The sequence below is a fragment of the Streptomyces sp. NPDC015125 genome (assembly GCF_043080045.1).
Lineage (GTDB): Bacteria > Actinomycetota > Actinomycetes > Streptomycetales > Streptomycetaceae > Streptomyces.
The window spans coordinates 102,683-117,448 of record NZ_JBIBVF010000028.1 but is presented as its reverse complement, the minus strand read 5'-3'; the positions used below and the strand labels follow the sequence as shown (position 1 = coordinate 117,448).

The 14,766-nt window shown below is 70.3% G+C and carries 10 protein-coding genes, 1 tRNA gene and 2 pseudogenes; 7 read left to right on the top strand and 6 right to left on the bottom strand.

Annotated elements, in window-relative coordinates; genetic code table 11:
• Positions 1 to 96: 96 nt before the first annotated feature.
• From ACF088_RS37145 to ACF088_RS37135, 3 genes and pseudogenes are all read right to left on the bottom strand, one after another.
• Entirely contained in the window at positions 97 to 840 is a 744-nt protein-coding gene (locus ACF088_RS37145) for a TIGR02391 family protein (RefSeq protein WP_392380355.1), read from the bottom strand.
• A 210-nt stretch (positions 841 to 1,050) separates the two neighbouring features.
• A complete protein-coding gene (locus ACF088_RS37140; RefSeq protein ID WP_392380353.1) occupies positions 1,051 to 1,470 on the bottom strand; it encodes an arsenate reductase ArsC in 420 nt (139 codons plus the stop codon).
• Positions 1,463 to 2,014: pseudogene (locus tag ACF088_RS37135) on the bottom strand (arsenic resistance protein); the annotation flags it as partial. The pseudogene ACF088_RS37135 and the gene ACF088_RS37140, both read right to left, overlap by 8 nt.
• Before the next feature lie 180 nt (positions 2,015 to 2,194).
• On the opposite strand from ACF088_RS37135, the gene ACF088_RS37130 reads away from it, so the two are divergent.
• The 5 genes and pseudogenes from ACF088_RS37130 to ACF088_RS37110 all read left to right on the top strand — a co-directional run bounded on the left by ACF088_RS37130 (position 2,195) and on the right by ACF088_RS37110 (position 7,149).
• Positions 2,195 to 2,267: transfer RNA gene (locus ACF088_RS37130), tRNA-Arg, on the top strand.
• A gap of 238 nt (positions 2,268 to 2,505) precedes the next feature.
• Complete coding sequence (locus tag ACF088_RS37125; protein ID WP_392380352.1) at positions 2,506 to 2,826, top strand: GYD domain-containing protein; 321 nt, start codon at positions 2,506 to 2,508, stop codon at positions 2,824 to 2,826.
• A gap of 863 nt (positions 2,827 to 3,689) precedes the next feature.
• Positions 3,690 to 5,804 carry a TIR domain-containing protein gene (locus ACF088_RS37120; RefSeq protein WP_392380350.1) on the top strand — a complete coding sequence of 705 codons (2,115 nt, stop codon included), beginning with the start codon at positions 3,690 to 3,692 and terminating at the stop codon, positions 5,802 to 5,804.
• A 149-nt stretch (positions 5,805 to 5,953) separates the two neighbouring features.
• A pseudogene (locus tag ACF088_RS37115) lies at positions 5,954 to 6,133 on the top strand (aldo/keto reductase); the annotation flags it as partial.
• Positions 6,134 to 6,831: 698 nt separating this feature from the next.
• Positions 6,832 to 7,149 (top strand): hypothetical protein, encoded by a 318-nt coding sequence (locus ACF088_RS37110; protein WP_392380349.1) that lies wholly within the window; start codon positions 6,832 to 6,834, stop codon positions 7,147 to 7,149.
• 204 nt (positions 7,150 to 7,353) lie between these two features.
• Here the strand turns inward: ACF088_RS37110 and ACF088_RS37105 are convergent, their stop codons facing one another.
• A complete protein-coding gene (locus ACF088_RS37105; RefSeq protein WP_392380347.1) occupies positions 7,354 to 9,453 on the bottom strand; it encodes a SpoIIE family protein phosphatase in 2,100 nt (699 codons plus the stop codon).
• 270 nt (positions 9,454 to 9,723) lie between these two features.
• Here ACF088_RS37105 and recQ point away from each other — a divergent pair, with 270 nt between their 5' ends.
• On the top strand, positions 9,724 to 11,871 hold the full coding sequence (recQ, locus tag ACF088_RS37100; protein ID WP_392380345.1) for a DNA helicase RecQ: 2,148 nt from the start codon (positions 9,724 to 9,726) through the stop codon (positions 11,869 to 11,871).
• A gap of 87 nt (positions 11,872 to 11,958) precedes the next feature.
• On the opposite strand, the gene ACF088_RS37095 is transcribed toward recQ, so the two are convergent.
• Together ACF088_RS37095 and ACF088_RS37090 are read right to left on the bottom strand one after the other, a co-directional pair.
• Positions 11,959 to 13,233, bottom strand: a complete 1,275-nt coding sequence (locus tag ACF088_RS37095; protein WP_392380343.1) for a sensor histidine kinase — start codon at positions 13,231 to 13,233, stop codon at positions 11,959 to 11,961.
• Positions 13,230 to 14,120, bottom strand: coding sequence for a hypothetical protein (locus tag ACF088_RS37090; RefSeq protein ID WP_392380342.1), 891 nt, complete (start codon positions 14,118 to 14,120; stop codon positions 13,230 to 13,232). Before ACF088_RS37090 ends, ACF088_RS37095 begins: the two co-directional genes overlap by 4 nt.
• A 298-nt stretch (positions 14,121 to 14,418) precedes the next feature.
• Here ACF088_RS37090 and ACF088_RS37085 point away from each other — a divergent pair, with 298 nt between their 5' ends.
• Positions 14,419 to 14,703 carry a hypothetical protein gene (locus tag ACF088_RS37085; RefSeq protein WP_392380341.1) on the top strand — a complete coding sequence of 95 codons (285 nt, stop codon included), beginning with the start codon at positions 14,419 to 14,421 and terminating at the stop codon, positions 14,701 to 14,703.
• Positions 14,704 to 14,766 lie beyond the last annotated feature (63 nt).

The window sequence follows — 14,766 nt, the reverse complement described above, 5'->3', positions numbered from 1 at the left end:
CAGGGCAGTTGCCCTGCGGCGAGCATGCCACGGAGCTGTGCGGTACGGCGAGCAGCTGCCGGGCGACCAGGTGTCCAAAGCCCCGGAGAGACGCGGTCAGGCTGTGCTAAGCGCCGCACCGTCCACCCAGCGGGCCAGGACGCTGAAGGCGGCCAGCTGCTCCAGCGCCTCGTGCTCAGGCAGCTCGGGCAGGCCGTCCTCATGGCTGTTGGGGTTGCGGATGCCGGCGTAACAGCCTTCGGCGAAGGCCATCGCGCCGCGGTGAATGCTCTTGAAGGTGTCACTGTTGTCGTCGGCCATGAGGCGTAGCCGAGGCTGGCCGGGCTTGGGTGGGTCCTTGGAGAACACGCTCTGGAAGAGAGCGGTCTCGCTCGCGTCGCGACGCGAGACTCTGTTCTGTGTCTCGGCGTTGACCTTCTTGGCCGCTGCGGTGACAGCCTCACGGAAGTGGCCGCTTTGCCACAGTGCGCGGGCTCCCTCCCATACCCATGGGTGCATGGCTACTGCACTTAGTTGTGGTGCGTTGTCCCCAAGGCGTTCACGCACCTCGGCGTCCCGTAGGAGGACGGCGTCAGCCCGGTGCACCGCCTCCTGGTGCTGGCACCAGCGGTTGACGAGTTTGTTGCGGTCATCGGGGACTTCCGTGCGCCAGCGCGGCAGAACCCGGTCCAGGATCTGCTCAACGATCTGAGCGCTGGCAGCTATCTCCCGCTCGCCACCACGGTTGGACAACTTACTGTTCAGGATCCCGAGGTGTGGAGGGTCTGGCGGTCGGTACAGCTCGGTCAACTTCAGAAAGCTGGCGAGCTCCGCGCGAGCCCAAGCGGTGTCGATGCTCATCGCCCCATAGTGCCTGCGGCCACTGACAGTGCACCCGCCCTTTCTTGAAGCGGACCGCACTGCCCGATCTAAGACTGCGGTCTGTTCCTGACAGCTGATCAGGTACCGGCGTCTCCAGGGACGACGGTCGCGTTCAGTTCACGGCGGGGCTGCGGCGTTCGACTTCGCACAGCTCCCAGGTCGGGGCGATGGTCTCGAAGGTGGCGGTGCTCATAGTCGGGCCCGGGTGCCGAGCTCGGCGAGCAGGCCGCGCACCCGGTGCTCGATGTCGTCGCGGATGGGTCGGACGGCGTCGATGCCCTGGCCTGCGGGGTCACTCAGCTTCCAGTCCAGGTAGCGCGTGCCGGGGAAGACGGGGCAGGCGTCCCCGCAGCCCATGGTGATCACGACGTCTGAGGACTGCACTGCCTCGGGCGTGAGCACCTTCGGCCTCTGGGCGGAGATGTCGATGCCGACCTCGGTCATCGCTTCGACCACCGCCGGGTTGACGGCGTTGGCGGGGGCGGAACCGGCTGAGCGGACCTCCACCTTGTCCTGGGCGAGGTGGGTGAGGAAGCCGGCGGCCATCTGGGAGCGTCCGGCGTTATGGACACAGACGAACAGCACCGACGGTTTGCGGGGATCAGTCACGGGCGGGCTCCTGGAGGCGGGTCGGCTCGGCGGCCGGGTCGGTTTCGGCAAAGAGGCGGCGGGCGGCGAGCGCGACATAGACGAGGCCGATGAGTACCGGTACCTCGATGAGGGGGCCGACGACGCCGGCCAGGGCCTGGCCGGATGTCGCGCCGAAGGTCGCGATGGCGACGGCGATGGCGAGTTCGAAGTTGTTGCCGGCCGCGGTGAAGGCCAGCGTTGTGGTGCGTGGGTAGTCCAGCCCGACGGCCTTGCCCAGGGCCATGGACCCGGCCCACATGAGGGCGAAGTACACCAGCAGGGGCAGCGCGATCCGGGCGACGTCGAGAGGCTTGGAGGTGATGGCGTCGCCCTGGAGTGCGAAGAGCACCACGATGGTGAACAGCAGCCCCCACAGGGCGAAGGGGCCGATGCGGGGGATCAGCTTCGTCTCGTACCAGGTGCGGCCCTTGGTCTTCTCGCCCAGGCGGCGGGTGAGGAAGCCTGCGGCCAGGGGGATGCCGAGGAAGATCAGGACGCTGCGGGCGATCTCCCACACCGAGACAGCAGACCTCAGCAGCGACTGGCGAGCAGCCTCGCGATCATGAACTGAGCCGAGGCGCCAACCACACCCCAGCCCCATCCGCTACCCTGTCTGGGACCGCCGCTCGCGGCGGTCCGCTCCCTTGCCGGGAACCGGATGAACATCACTCAGAGTATTCATCCACGTTTTACGCAAGGCCCTGCCTCCGTAGCTCAGGGGATAGAGCACCGCTCTCCTAAAGCGGGTGTCGCAGGTTCGAATCCTGCCGGGGGCACAGAAGAAGGGGCCGGCTCAGGAGGGTTTCCTCCCGGGTCGGCCCCCTTACTCGTTTCAGGGCTCTGCCCTACGCGTGCCACTACGCCCGCCACGTCGACGTGAAGTCGGCTGCCGCCGGCAGGCCCCCACCGCATTGGCGTCTAACGGGTGAATCAGGTCCCTCGGTGCGTGGCAGTCGGTGTGACTGCGGGAAGGTCATCTGCACACCGGACATGCGATGGGCAGGGAGCGTCCCGATGCCGAAGTTTCTGATCCAGGCCACCTATACGTCCGAGGGCACCAAGGGTCTGCTCAAGGAAGGCGCGAGTGGGCGCCGCGCTGCCGTCGAGCAGGTCGTCACGGCCCTCGGCGGGAAGGTCGAGTCCGTGTACTTCGCCTTCGGAGAGGACGACATCGTGCTCATCATCGACCTCCCCGACCCGGTCTCCATGGCCGCCATCAGCCTCACCGTCAAGGCCAGCGGGGCCCTGCACACCCGGGCCACTCCCCTCCTCACCGTCGAGGAGATCGACGAGGCCGTCCGTCGGCAGGTCCCCTTCCGCGCCCCCAGCGTGTAGGGCGAGGGCGGGGGTCGCCCTCCAGGCCGAGGAAGTCACACGAGGCTCCCACTACAGGTTCCCGTCCTTGACCGGGGGCTTGTCCGAAGACTCGGCCGAAGACGGTTATCGGCGACGGCAGGTGAGCGACGCCCGCTGCCTACGCCGGATCGCCGCTCGCGGGTGACCCGGCACCCCCGCTTCCTAAGCCCCCCCCCCGGCTGATTCGGGGTTCGCGGTGGGGTGGGGGCCAAGAGGTCCGCGGCTCCCGCCACTTCTGCGAGGACACGGGCCAAATCCGTCAAGGTGCCCCGTGCGAGCCGCAGTTGTTGTCGCAGCTCGGCTTCGTGCTCCCACCCCTGTTCGTGCTGCTGAGGAGCGACTCCGGGCAGCCTCGCCGCTTCGTGCTCCGCGAGGGCGGGGTGCCAACGGGTCAGAAGGGGGCGCACGACGGCGTTGAGGACGGTGACGGCGAGCGATCCGAAGGTGATCTCGCCCTGCCTGCTCCGGGGAGCGACATCGGGACCGTAGCGACGCAGAATGTCACGGGTGGTGTGGAACAGCGTGTACTGCGACGACAGCGCCTCTCTCAGGACGCCTTCGGACGGGCCGAGTTCGATCACGCTCACCCGGGTGATCAATTCGACGTAGAGCTCCCAGGCAGCTTTCCGCTCCGCATCGTCCGGGCGCCAGGTACCGCTGACCTCTCCGACGAACGGTACGGAGAACTTGACGGCGACCTCCGCCGGTCGCCCCATGCGCTTCCGCCTCGGCACGCCATCCCCCCACGTCGTGTCGCACCCTCCGACTGGGCCGCCACGATACTGGACGGAGTCTCCGCTCGGGCAAACTACGTCCGGGCACGGCAACGGGAAAGGACTGGCATGGATCGGCAACAAGGCGAGGCGGAGTGGGATGTCTTCGTCAGCTACAGCCGGTCCGACGCGGACCTCGTGGCCCCTCTGGCCCGTGCCCTGCGCCACCGAGGGCTGCGTGTCTTCGTGGACGACACCGCGGTCGAGGACTTCGCCGGCATCACGGCCACCATCTCCCAGGCCCTCGCCCGATCGAAGGCACTGCTCGCGCTGTATTCGGAGGAGTACCCGCGGCGACGCGCCTGCCAGTGGGAACTGACCTACGCGTTCCAGGCCGGGCAGCGCGAAGGAGACCCCCGCCGGCGCATCCTGATCATCAACCCGGAACGCACGGCCGACCACGTCCATCCCCTGGAGCTGCGCGATGCCAGGCACTGGCCCGGCATCCGGGAAGAAGGCGCCGCCGACCTGCTGGCGGCCCGGGTCTCTTCGTACCTCGACGAGCTGACGGGGCCGTTGGGAGGTGCTCCCGGTCCGGCACAGCCGACGTGGCTGCCGGCCCCCATGCCGTCCGGCTCACGGTGGTTCACCGGACGCTTGGCCGAGCAATGGCACCTGCACACGGCTCTGCACCGCCATCGTGCGCCGCTCGTCTCCCAGGTCGGCCATGGGCGTGCTGCGGTCGTCCGGGGGATGCCCGGTATCGGTAAGTCGCTGCTGGCGCAGGAGTACGCCCTGCACTTCGCCTCGTCCTTCCCAGGCGGGGTCTACTGGTTCGACCTGCACACGAGCGGTCCCGACGCAGCAGACCACACGCTGGACGGCTACTTCCGCCAAGTGCGCACCGTGGCGTCAGCCCTCGGCATCCCCACCGACACCGAGTCGTTGCCGGCTCTGCTGAGTCACCTGGCCCTCGCACTGGGCGAACGCAATATGCCTTTCCTGTGGGTGCTCGACGGAATTCCTGACGGGCTTTCGCACGAACAACTCGCCCTCCTGTACGGCCCGCACCGGCTCGCGGCCACGCTTCTCACCACCCGATCACGCCACTACGGCAGATCCGCCGAGCCGCTCGACCTGGGCCCACTGCCCGATCCGGATGCCTACGACCTCCTCCTCTCGCGCCGTCGGCCAACGAGCCGAGAGGAGCAAGAGGTCGCCAGGGACATACTCGACGATCTGGGCGGGCACCCCGTCGCCCTGGACCTGGTCGCCGAGCGGATGGCTCATGAGAATGCGGCGCGCTTGCGGCGCCTGCTGCACAGCAACAGCACCGATGCCCTGCTGCGCTGGGAACGCGCCACCTCCTCCGGCCGCTCGGCGACCCGGCCCCCGCTGCCGTCCGCGCTGCTGCCGCGCAGCATCAAGTCGCGCACCCCGGCCAACGACGTGCTCCGCATGCTTGCCGTGGTGCATCCCACCGCGCTGGGCGAAGGCCCCATGGAGCAGGCCTTGTCCCGCGTCGACGGGCTCCGCCCCGCCGAAGCGGTGCACCGCGTCGCGGAGGGGACGGACAACCTGATCGGTGAGGGCACCGTCCGGCCGCCCAGCCCCGGCGACCACGCATGGAGCATCCACCCTCTCGTCGCGCGGGCCGTGCGGCGTCACGACGAGGACATCACACGGCAGGAAGACCTGCGTCAGGCTTTGCTCGGCATCCTCGTGGAATCGTGGACGGCTCCTATGCTGGAACCTCGAAGCACTCCGACCACACCGCAGGAGTCTCCCGTGCATTCCCAGCCGCCGCACTCCTCCAACGACGTGGAGCGGGTAGTCGCCTTCGACCTTCAGGTCGAGTTGGCGCTGCGCGTCGGAGTACAGCCGCTGGCCGACGGCCAGGGCTCTCTCCGGGAGGCCCTCACCTCGCTCCACTCCGTTTTCACCACCGCACGGGACGGCCTCCACCGTCTCGGCCCGCAAGCCTCTGCCTCCCGTCTGCCGCAACTGGTCGCCGGCCTCGTCAATGACCTGCTGCGCCCCTTCCTCAGCACCTGGCACCCGGCGCTGGAAGTCCATGAAGCCACCCGGCCCGTCACCATGAGCAGCATCGAGCACGAACGCCGCTGGGAACGCGCCGCAGAGATGCGCGGTGCCCTGGCCGCCTTGCGCGAGCCCCTCACCGACGTCACGGTCAGTCTGGGGGAACTTTCGGGAGCCGATCTGCTCACCGCGGTCGCTGAATGAAAGAAGCTCCCGAGACGCTCGCCGCCACGCGAGGCGGCGCCCCGTCCCAGAACGAGATCGCCACGGCGCGAGGCGGCGCCCCCTCCCAGAACGAGACCGCCACAGCGCGTCGGGACCCGGCCTCCCCCGTGCAGCACAAGACGGTCTTGGTCGCTGAGACCGCGTTGCGGTGCGTGCTGAGTTCGACGGCGGTTTCCACTGTCATTCCCGGAATGCGCAGCGTACGCAACGTCGAGCGCAACACGGCATTGAGCGAGGGGCGTCCACTCACCGCTGAGCAACTGGCCGTGCTGGCCAAGCACCGGTGGCAGCGCAACTTCTACGCCTGATCTGCGGGGCGCCTGATCTACGGGGCCTGATCTACGGGCACCTGATCTGCGGTGCCTGATCCTCCCGCGCAGCCCGGTGGCTGCGGCCGGGGTGCTCCACGGCCGCAGCCACCGGGCAGGGTCATACCCGGAGCGTCGTCATGCCCGGAGCGTCGTCATGCCCGGGCATCGTCGTGGGATGCCTTGTCGCACCAAGGCCGATGCCGATGGGCGACGACCGCCACCAGTGGCCGTGCGCGCCTGCTCGTACCGAGCCCTCCCCGCTGCGCACGGCCCCCGTTGCTGGTGGTGTTCGCCGCCGCCCGTCATGGACCTTCTGCTGCAGGTCCTACTTCATGGCGCCGGTGGTGGGGGCTGCCGTAGTGGGAGCCGCCGTGGTGGGAGCTGCCGTAGTGGGAGCCGCCGTGGTCGGAGCTGCCGTAGTGGGAGCAGCCGTAGTGGGAGCAGCCGTGGTCGGAGCCGCCGTGGTCGGAGCTGCCGTAGTGGGAGCAGCCGTAGTGGGAGCAGCCGTAGTGGGAGCAGCCGTGGTCGGAGCCGCCGTGGTGGGGGGCGCCGTGGTGGCACCGCCTACCGTGAGGCCGCCAACCGTGGCACCGCCAACCGTGGGGGCACCGGCCACCGTGCCACCGCCTTGGGTCGTCTGACCCTGCGTGGCCTGACCCTGAGTCGTCTGGCCGCCGGTCGTCGTGGTGGCGCCCGTGGTGGTGGCGCCCGTCGTCACACTGGCGCCGGTCGTCGTGCTGGTGGCGCCCGTGGTGGTGGCGCCCGTCGTCACACTGGCGCCGGTCGTCGTGCTGGTGGCGCCCGTGGTGGTGGCGCCCGTGGTGACGCCTCCTGTGCGGCCGCCACCGCTGCCGCCCCCGCCGCCGACGAAGGTGCACAGCCTCGGGTTCTGGACGACCCTGCCGTTCCTGACGTTCACCACGAGGACCCTGCCGGTAGTGGGGTCTCGGACGAGCTTGCAGAGCACGCTCGGCGCGGCGCTTGACGATGTCGAGGCGGTCTTCGCTGTTTGAGGTGCCGCCTGCACGCTCATCACGCCCCCCGTGCCGACGAGCGCCACCGTCAGGATGGACGCGCCGATCACGCTGGGTAGGTGTTTCCGGATGCCCTTCACCATGATGCCTCCTTGGGCGGACGGCCTACGTGGGTATCTCCACCAGCGTGGAAGGCCGACCATGGCCCTGGTGTTGATCCGACGTGACCCCGCCGTGACGCCCTCAGGTCCGGCTGCGGGGAACCGGCCCTTCGAACCGGCAGGGGCGGGCGATGAGAAGGGCGACGTCGTCGTGGCCGTCCGGGTCGCGGAGGGCGTCGAGGAGGCGGTCGCAGGTGTCCTCCAGGGAGCGGTCGGGGGTGCCGAGGAGGCGGAGGAGGAGGTCCAGGCGCGCGTCGATGGGGTGGTTTCGGGTCTCGACCAGACCGTCGGTGTAGAGGACCAGCCGGTCGCCGGGGTGCAGGGGGAAGGTGGTGGCTTCGAAGGGGACGCCGCCGACGCCGAGGGGTACGCCGGTGGGCAGGTTGAGGAGTTCGGGGGGCTTGCCGGTGCGGATCAGCACCGGGGGCAGGTGTCCGGCGATGGCGATGTCGCATACCGCGCGGTGCGGGTCGTATACGGCGTATGCGCAGGTGGCGTAGTGCTCCAGCCCGACGGTGATCTTGTCGATGTGCCGCAGTACGTCGCTCGGCGGGATATCGAGGTCTGCCAGGGTGGAGGTGGCGGTGCGCAGGCGCCCCATGGTGGTGGCGGCGTTGATGCCGCTGCCCATCACATCGCCCACGACGAGGGCGGTCTTGTCCGCGGCCAGGGGGATGACATCGAACCAGTCCCCGCCGACTTCGCTGGTGGTCCCGGCGGGCTGGTAGCGGGTGGCGATCTCCAGTCCCGTCCGGTGCGGTGGGCGGTCCGGGAGCAGGCTGCGCTGGAGGGTCACCGCCGTATTGCGCAGGCTTTGGTAGAGGCGGGCGTTGTCGATGCACACCGCGGCACGGTCGGCCAGTTCGGCGGCGAGGGTCAGGTCGTCCTCGTCGAAGGGCAGTGGGTTGCGGGCGCGGGTGAGACACAGTGCGCCGAGTACCTCGCCGCGGGCTATCAGCGGCGTGGTGAGGTAGCTGTGGATGCCGGCACGGGCCAGCAGGGCGGCCGCCTCGGGGTCCCGCGCGATACGCGTCAGGTCCCGCTCTTCGACGTGGGAAACCAGGATGGGACGGCCCGTGCGCACGCATTGGGTGACCAGCCGGTCGGGCCCGTAGCTGGCGAGATGGCCGGGAGGATCGGCGGCGCGGACCGCCTCGGTCGGGTGGGCGGCGCGCACCGCGAGGGCGCGGAACAGTGCATGGTGGTCGCCGGGTGTCGTGGGGCGCCGGTCGTCCAGGACGGAATCCAGGACGTCCACCGCCGCCACGTCGGCGAGCTGGGGCACGGCGACGTCGGCCAGTTCGCGGGCGGTCCGTTCCACCTCCAGCGTGGTGCCGATACGGGCGGAGCCGTCGGCGATCATGGCCAGATGCCGACGGGCGCGGGCCGTCTCGGTGGCCTCACGGTGCCGGTCGGTGACATCCACGATCAGGCCGGCCACCCCGAGAATCCGCCCGCCGGGGTCCTCCAGCCGGTAGCAGGAGACGGACCAGGCGTGCTCGTTGCCGGGATCGGCGGGGGTGCGTCCCATGGTGTACGCATCGACCAGGGGGCTGCCGCTCGCCAGCACCTGCCGCAGCGCGGCCTCGAGCGCATCGACGTCCATCAAGGGCAGCACCTCGCGGACCGTCCGGCCGAAATGGTCCTCGGCGGGGACGCCGTTCATCCGCTCCAGCGCCGGGTTGACGGCCAGGTAGCGCAGGTCGGTGTCGAAGACGGCCAGCCCGATCGGGGACTGCGAGACCAGCCGTGTGGACAGGGCCACATCGCGTTCCACCTGCCGCAGCACCGCCTCGTCGGTGGCGATCCCCAGCGCATAGAGGTCACCCCGGACATCCAGCAGCCGCATATTGCGGAACTCCACGAGCCGGGTACTGCCGTCCTTGCGCCGGATGGGGAAGGCACCGGCCCAGCTGCTGCCCGTGCCCATCACCTCGGTGAAGAGTCTGATCACCAGGTCCAGATGCCGCTCATGGACCAGCAGCCGCCCTGCGTACTGGCCCAGGGCCTCCTTCGCGGTGTAGCCGAACAGCTCCTCGGCCTGCGGGCTCCACAGCACGATATGACCGTCCGAGTCCAGCACCACCGCCGCGACACCGAGCAGATCCAGCAGCCCGCTGCGTTGCGGCGGTCCGGCGTCGGGCTGATCGCCCACGGATCCGAAGGGGCCGGCTGTCCTCATCCCGGGCACTCCCTCCGCCTGTGAGCGCGGCCTGCGACAGGCTGTGGCCTGTGTCCCCTGCACCTCGCAGTGCCTCCATGGTGCCCCGGACCCGGGCGACCCTGCAGGGCGTGAGGAGGGGCATGCGCCGGGCGAGCCACGGAGCGGTCCGGCTGCCGGCCGGCCGGGGCGGTGGCCGGCGCGGCGCGTGGCCACGGATCTGGTGTCCGGAGCGAGGAGAGTTATCCACAGGGTCGACGGCGACCCCCGCGGAACTCGTAGGCTTCTGGAATGGCTCTGGCGGATGTGGAAACGGTCGTGGACATGGATGTGGAAGGCGCTTCGGACGCAAGCGAGGCGGTGCAGGTACTGCGCCGGGTGTTCGGGTACGAGTCGTTCCGCGGCAGTCAGCAGGAGATCATCGAGCACGTCATAGGGGGCGGGGACGCGGTCGTCCTGATGCCGACCGGTGGCGGCAAGTCGCTGTGCTATCAGATTCCCTCGCTGGTCAGAGGCGGTGTGGGGGTGGTCGTCTCGCCCCTGATCGCGTTGATGCAGGACCAGGTCGATGCCCTGCGGGCGCTCGGGGTGCGGGCCGGGTTCCTCAATTCGACACAGGATCTGGAGGAGCGTCGGCTGGTCGAGGCCGAGTTCCTGGCCGGGGAGCTGGATCTGCTGTATCTGGCGCCCGAGCGGCTGCGGGTCGAGCAGACGCTGAGCCTGCTGGACCGGGGGAAGGTCTCGCTCTTCGCGATCGACGAGGCGCACTGTGTCGCGCAGTGGGGCCATGACTTCCGGCCGGACTATCTGGCGCTGTCGATGCTGCACGAGCGCTGGCCCGAGGTGCCGCGGATCGCGCTGACCGCCACCGCGACCGAGGCGACCCATACCGAGATCACCTCGCGGTTGCAGATGGCGGACGCCCGGCATTTCGTGGCGAGCTTCGACCGGCCGAACATCCAGTACCGGATCGCGGCGAAGAACGAGCCGAAGAAGCAGCTGCTGGAGCTGCTGCGGAACGAGCATGCAGGGGACGCGGGGATCGTCTACTGCCTGTCGCGGGCCTCGGTCGAGAAGACCGCACAGTTCCTGGTGGAGAACGGCATCGCGGCAGTGCCGTATCACGCGGGGCTCGACCCGCGGACGCGTGCCGAGCACCAGTCCCGCTTTCTGCGTGAGGACGGGCTGACCGTGGTCGCCACCATCGCGTTCGGGATGGGCATCGACAAGCCGGATGTGCGGTTCGTGGCGCATCTGGATCTGCCGAAGTCGGTGGAGGGCTACTACCAGGAGACGGGGCGCGCGGGGCGTGACGGACAACCGTCGACGGCCTGGCTGGCCTACGGGCTGCAGGATGTGGTGCAGCAGCGGAAGATGATCGACGGGTCGGAGGGCGACGAGGCGCACCGGCGGCGGCTGTCGGCCCATCTCGAAGCGATGCTGGCGCTGTGCGAGACGGTGCAGTGCCGGCGGGTCCGGCTGCTGGCCTACTTCGGGCAGGAGAGCAGCGCCTGCGGCAACTGCGATACGTGCCTGGCCCCGCCGGAGACCTGGGACGGCACGGTGGCCGCACAGAAGCTGCTGTCCACGGTCGTCCGGCTGAAGCGTGAGCGCGGGCAGAAGTTCGGCGCGGGCCAGATCATCGACATCCTGACGGGGAAGAAAACCGCCAAGGTCATTCAGTTCGATCACGACGGGCTGAGCGTCTTCGGCGTGGGGGACGACCTCCGGGACGCCGAATGGCGGGGTGTCGTCCGGCAGTTGCTGGCTCAGGGGCTGCTCGCCGTCGAAGGTGATTACGGCACGCTGGTGCTCACGGAGGCGAGCGGCGAGGTGCTGGGCGGCCGGCGCGAGGTGCCGATGCGGCGGGAGCCGGAGAAGGCGGCGCGGGCTGCCAAGGCGAAGGCGAAGAGCAAGCGTGCGGCACCGGCGGACCTGCCGGAAGAGGCCTTGCCGGTCTTCGAGGCGCTGCGCGGCTGGCGGGGGCGTACGGCCAAGGAGCAGGGCGTGCCCGCGTATGTGATCTTCCACGATGCGACGCTGCGGGAGATCGCCACGGTCCGGCCGACGACCACGGCCGAGCTGGGCGCGGTCGGCGGGGTCGGCGAGAACAAGCTCGCGAAGTACGGAGCGCAGATCTTGGATGTGCTCGCGGGCCGGGAGACTCCCGGCGGAGAAGACGCCGGCGCGTCAGCGGCGGCCGGAGCAACGGCGGCGGCCGGAGCAACGGCGGCGGCCGGAGCAACGGCGGCGGCCGGGGCAACGGCGGCGGCCGGGGCAACGGCAGCCACCGGGGCAACGGCGCCGACCGGGCCCGCGACGACGGCCGGGGTTGCCGGGGCGGCCAGGCCGGGCAGAGCGCCGGGGGATGCTCCTGTGGGGCCGGAGCCTGACGACGAGGAGGCGTTTCCGGAGCCGCCGGATGACATTGACTGGTAGCCGGATGGCATTGATCGGTGTCGCTGGACGGCCGGGTAGCTGAACGGCCCGCCCCCTGGAATGCGCCCACCGGTGCGGGGGGGCGGGTCAGGGAACACGGCCGGCGGCAGCAGGCAGCCGGAGGATCGTGCGGGCGCCTCCGTCGGGCGCATTGGCGAAACGGATGTCGATGCCCAGGACGCCGGACTGGCCGACGGCGATGGTCAGGCCCAGGCCGTGGCCCTTCCCGCGGCCCGGGGCATCGGTGCGGAAGCGCTGCGGTCCGTGATCCAGCAGGTCGGCGGAGTAACCCGGACCGTGATCGCGTACCTCGATGGTCGCCGGGGCGCCGGGCGGGGCGTCGACGGTGACGATGACCGGGGGCTTGCCGTGCCGGTGTGCATTGATGACGAGGTTGGCGACGATACGGTCGAGCCGGCGGCGGTCGGTCTCGACCACCCTGTCGGCGGCGGTCCGCACGACGGTGTCCAGGCCGGTGGCGCGTACGGAGCTTTCGACCAGCGTCCCGAGGTCATAGGCGTCGAGGTCGGCGCGCTCGGTGCCGGAGTCCAGCCGGGAGATCTCCAGCAGGTCCTCGGTGAGGCGGTGCAGCGCCCGCAGCCGGTCGTTGATCATTTCCTTGGGGCGGCCCTCCGGCAGCAGCTCGGCCGAGGCGAGGATGCCGGTGAGCGGCGTACGGAGCTCATGTGCGACATCGGCGGTGAAGCGCTGTTCCGCCTGGAGCCGGCTCTGCAGGGAGCCCGCCACCGAGTCCAGCGCCGCGGCCACCGCCGCCACCTCGTCCTGCCCGGCCGAGCCGCCGCCCGGCGCCTGATCTGCACCGTTGCCGACCCGGGCATCCAGGTCTCCGGCAGTGATACGGCGCGCGACCGCCGCCGTGGTGGCCAGCCGCCGGCTGATGCGCTGGGCCAGGAACAGTCCGGCGAGGGCGACGGCCGCGGCGGCGAGCGCGGCAGAGCCGAGGATGGCGGTGTCGAGTATCTCAAGGGAGCGGCGAGTATTGCCGTAGGGCGACCAGACGGCCATGACGTGGCTGTCGGCCGGCGCCGCCGCCCACATGACGAGGCGGCCGCGGTACGAGCCCACCATGGTGCCGTGTTGGCCGGAGTGCGCCAACCGGCGCAGCTCGGCGGGTAGTTGGGGCGGGTCGAGGAGGGAGTTGAGGCCCTCGCGTGAGGTGCCGTACTCGAAGAGGTCCAGGGCGGTGCCGAGGTTTGCGCTGGTCTCCTTGCGGACCTGGCCGACGGTCTGGCGGGCCACCGCATTGTGGACGAGGGCCCCGAGGACGGCGGCGACCGCGCAGCTCACCGCCATCACGGTCAGCGCGATCTTCCAGCGGAGGGAGACCGCCAGGCGTTTCATGGGCTGCCGCCGCCGGCCTGCGGGGTCTGGGAGGTGCGGGCGTCATCGAGCGTGAGGTTCCACAGGCTCATCGAATCGCCGTCCCAGAGATAGTCGGTGACGCTGACGTAGCGGGGATCCTTGGTGGGCTCGCGGATGGCGAGATGGCCGGCCGCCAGCTCGACGCCGGCCAGCACACCGCGCAGCACGAGCACCCGGGTCACCACCGCGTCCCGGACGCTGTACACCCGCAGCTCGCTGTCGCGAGGGGTGAGGTTGACGGCCATGAGCAGGTCCGGTCTGCCGTCGCCGGTGAGGTCGTGCAGCTCGGGACGGCGTACCGCCTTGGGGGCGGGCGGCTTCCCGCCCTGCGCGGCGATGTCCGCGTCGAGGACGGCGAGCGCGTTCGCGTCCGCCATGGTGCCGCTGGGGATCCGCGGGACGTGCCGTACGGGCACCAGGGCCGCCGGATTCTCGTCACGGCTGGGCGGGGCGGGCGAATAGTCCGGCCACAGCACCAGCGGCGCATCCACATCCCGGGCTCGCCCCTCGCTCTGCAGCCCCTCCACGCCCGCGCATCCCGTCACCAGGAGGGCGAGCGAGGCAAGTGCGGTGAGGCCGGCGAGGACGGAGAGGGGGGAGAGGGGGGAGCGGACGGAGAGGGGGGAACGGCCGGAGAGGGCGGGGTGAGCAGAGCGGGCAAAGAGAGGGGACCGGGCAGAGCGGGCGAAGGAGGGGGAGCGGGCGGAGCGGGGGGTGAGCGCCGTGCCGGGTCGCAGCCGTCGCATATCGTCGCCACCGCCTTCGCGCCTTCGCGCCTTGCCGCCGCGCGCCTTGCCGCCGCGCGCCTTGCCGCCGCGCGCCTTGCCGCCGCGCGCCTTGCCGCTGCGCGGCCCTGCCCGCCGCACGGAACGCCCCGTGGAGCCGATCACCCGACGTGATCACTCGCACAGAAAACGCCATATATAAGGACGTAACCTGACACCAAGCTATCCAAGACGACGGCGTACGGAATCTTTGGATCGGCCATTCCGGCGGCTTTCGGCGCCTTTGCCCCACCGGGCGGGTGTTCCTTCACACGACCGCTCCCAGAGATCTCGGCGACTGTTACACAACGTACGGATTACCGTTAAGGACGCTCCGTAGCGTGCTCCTTAGTCACCATGCCCCTACGGCGGCACGAGCCGCCCACGACGAGGAGTACCCATGCGGGCCCAGCACCGCTCCGTGATCCGTACCGCCACCGTCGCGACCGGTGCGCTGGCCGTTCTCCTGCTTCCCGCGGGTGCCGCCTTCGCCGCCGACTCCACCGCGCCCACGGAGAGCCGGAAATCGATCATGCTGCCCGACAACGGGCTGGCCGGACTGGCCGAGAAGGCCGGTCATCTGCCCAAGGCCGGAGTGATAGGCGGTGCGGGTGCGCTGGGCGTGGCCGGCGCGGTGCTCGCCGTGCACCGTCGACGCCACGGCAGCCGGGGACGCCAGGCCTAGAGCTGCCCCAGGAGTTCCGGGGGCACCTGGAGGTGCCCCCACGGCCACCTCTCCGATCTCCGT